The sequence below is a fragment of the Microcoleus sp. BM001215392 genome, from assembly GCF_036700185.1.
Classification (GTDB): domain Bacteria; phylum Cyanobacteriota; class Cyanobacteriia; order Cyanobacteriales; family Microcoleaceae; genus Microcoleus.
This window is the reverse complement of the sequence record NZ_JAUBOJ010000467.1, coordinates 2,115-5,104: the sequence shown is the minus strand read 5'-3', so window position 1 is coordinate 5,104 and position 2,990 is coordinate 2,115. Positions and strand designations below refer to the sequence as shown.

General features: G+C 47.2%; 3 protein-coding genes. All 3 read left to right on the top strand.

Annotated elements, in window-relative coordinates; all coding sequences use genetic code 11:
* Positions 1–204, top strand: a 204-nt coding sequence (locus tag QT974_RS30820) for a hypothetical protein (protein WP_333472179.1), incomplete at its 5' end; no start/stop codon positions are given.
* 283 nt (positions 205–487) lie between these two features.
* Positions 488–2,218 carry a S8 family serine peptidase gene (locus QT974_RS30815; RefSeq protein WP_333472178.1) on the top strand — a complete coding sequence of 577 codons (1,731 nt, stop codon included), beginning with the start codon at positions 488–490 and terminating at the stop codon, positions 2,216–2,218.
* Between the two features lie 318 nt (positions 2,219–2,536).
* Positions 2,537–2,990 (top strand): tetratricopeptide repeat protein (locus tag QT974_RS30810; protein ID WP_333472177.1); only part of this gene is annotated, 454 nt, incomplete at its 3' end.

Below are 2,990 nucleotides of genomic sequence, written 5' to 3'. Positions count from 1 at the left end.
GCGTCCTTTGCGCCTTCGCGGTTAAATCATTCTGATGCAACCGGAAACGATATCAATCGAAACAACCAAGTTGTTCGAGCCCGAAGCGCGAGTATTGCGATAATTGGGCAAGCACGATCGCATACCGGAACTGTTAGCTCGCTTTCAGGAAGATCGATATTTCTATTTGATAGTTTAATTCATTTACATCTGAAAGAAGACTAATAAGTTATATTCTTCAGTTTTCTTTGAGAGGACTTGCGCTTTCTCGACAGGGAATTAATTCCCTGGCGGACTGTAGAATGACTCTTTGTTTGCGATCGCGCTTCAATCTCAAAACTGATGGCAGTGAACCATCTACGCTACATATTCACATACTTTGCACTTTCTGGCAATCTATTTTGCACCCGGTACTACATCAAGTCTGCGGGTAGACCGAGTGAAATTCCCATCTGGGTTGCTTAAGATTTAAGTAAAGAACAAATCTAAATATCTAAGGTTTTAAATTATGTTAGACATCACCACGAATCTTGACGATCGCCTTTATTTGGGCCAACAGCCAAACGATCTCGCCCGATCGGCATTTCCGGCTAACACCGACTTGCTCAAGGTCGCGATCGATCCATTGAATGGTTCCGGTTACAGTCCTGAATCTAGCTTTCCCAATCCTACAGCATCCAGCATCGACCCACAGACACAGATCGCAGATTTTATTGTAGCTCGTGCAGGCGAGGGTCTCAATGTCTCTGCGGGCGATCGGGTTACTGGGACTGTCACCGATGCTCAACTCAAGCCGCAGTCACAATCGGCTGCAAATACAGATCCGCTAACAGGAACGATTTCTGCTTCCCAGTTGAATTTTGCCGATCCAGGTAACTCTCTTTCGACAGCTCGCACTGTTGTTGGCGTTGAGAACGGTAGCATCAACTTAACTGATTTCGTGGGTATAGGCGATTCTAGCGATTTCTACCGATTCGAGATCGACACTAAGAGCAATTTTAACCTGCGTCTCGATAATTTGAGAGCGGATGCTGACGTAAAGCTAATTCAAGATAGAAACCGCAACGGTATTTTAGATTCTGGTGAAGTTATTGGCTACTCTGTTAATATTGGCACTCTCCCGGATGCGATTAATGTATCTAATTTGGCTCCCGGTACATACTATGTCCAAGTCTCTAGCTTCTTAAATAACTCTACCAATTACAACCTGAATCTTTCTGCAACTTCTGTGCCTGTAACGCCGGATATTCCAACACCATTAGGTAATTTTAATCCTAATTACGGCTACGGTTTGGTGAATGCAAATGCAGCAGTTTCCCGCACCTTAAACCGCTCAAGTCTTTTTCCGGCTCTTCCCGATTTGGGCGGGAATAATTGGGCGCTAGATGTCATAAATGCGCCGGAAGTTTGGAATCAGAACATTACAGGAAATGGCATTGTTGTAGCTGTCGTGGATACTGGTGTTGACTACAACCATCCCGACTTGGATGGCAATATTTGGCGGAACGCTGGTGAAATTCCGGGAAATGGCATAGATGACGATCGCAACGGATTCATTGATGATATTCGGGGTTGGGATTTTGTGTCGGGCGACAACAACCCAATGGATCTGGATTGGGATGGCCACGGTACTCACGTAGCAGGTGCGATCGCTGCGGAACGAAATAATTTTGGCATCACAGGAATTGCCTATAACGCAAAGATTATGCCTGTCAGAGTATTGCCTTCCTTTGGTAGTGGCGAGTGGAATAATGTTGCTGCTGGAATCCGCTATGCTGCGGATAATGGAGCAAATGTAATTAACCTCAGCTTGGGAAGTGGGTTTTCCCCCTCCACCCAGGTGAATGACGCAATTGAGTCGGCAATTCAGTATGCAAATAACAAAGGCTCTGTTGTGGTTATGTCAGCCGGAAATTTGGGTTTAAATCAACCAGGTTATCCAGCTCGTAATGCCGATCGCTGGGGAATTGCAGTGGGCAGCATTGATGTAAGAGGCAGCATGGCTGATAGCTCTAACCGTGCGGGTTCCACACCTTTGGATTACGTAGTTGCTCCGGGAGTAGACATCTATTCTACAACTCGCTCTAACACCTATCAAAACATGAGTGGCACATCGATGGCAACGCCACAAGTAGCGGGTGTAGCGGCTTTAGTTTTGAGTGCAAATCCGACTTTAACTCCGGCTCAAGTTGAGTACATTTTGACGACAACAGCTAATCGGAATGGGTTGACAGGATAGCATTGCAAATCCCCACTTAAGTCCTGCGGACATTAATCGAGCATTAGAGCCGTCTGCTCTGGATATGGGCGATCTAAAGACGCCAGGTTTGGATGTTGGATTTGACTATGCCACTGGATATGGTTTGATTCAAGCCGATCGGGCGATCGCAAAAATTGTCGTCTAATTCAGATTAGAGTCCCCATTCCCAGCCGCGAGATTGGGGAGGCAGAGTAAGCTTCTATGAAGGTCGATCGCCCGTGGCAGATGGAGGCTATCGCACGACGACGGCAGAAAGAGCGATCGGGCTAATTCTCTAAATTCCAACTCTAGAATCCTATGCTGTATTCCCCATTTAAGCGACTCAAATCGACCCACTCTAGGGTCACTAATGTTTTCCTAGCTTCCATTTCCCTGTTCGTGCTTGCCACTATCCCCCTATTAACTACTCCTGGCTCTCTCTTCCCAGCGATCGCTCAAACTACCGATGCTCGTGAAGCAGAGGGCGATCGGCTTGTGGAGCAGGGAATTCAACAGTTGCAGACTAGCCAATTCCCAGCAGCGCTGAATTCCTGGCAGCAGGCCCTGCAAATTTATCGCGCCCTCAAAAACCGCCTTGGGGAAGGGAATGCACTGGGGAATTTGGGAATCGCTTACCGCTCTCTGGGCAACTCGGCCAAAGCCATTGAGTATATACAGCAACAGTTAGCCATCGCCCGCGAAATTAAAAACCGCCTTGGGGAAGGGAATGCACTGGGGAATTTGGGAGGTGCTTACCTCTCTCTGGGCAACT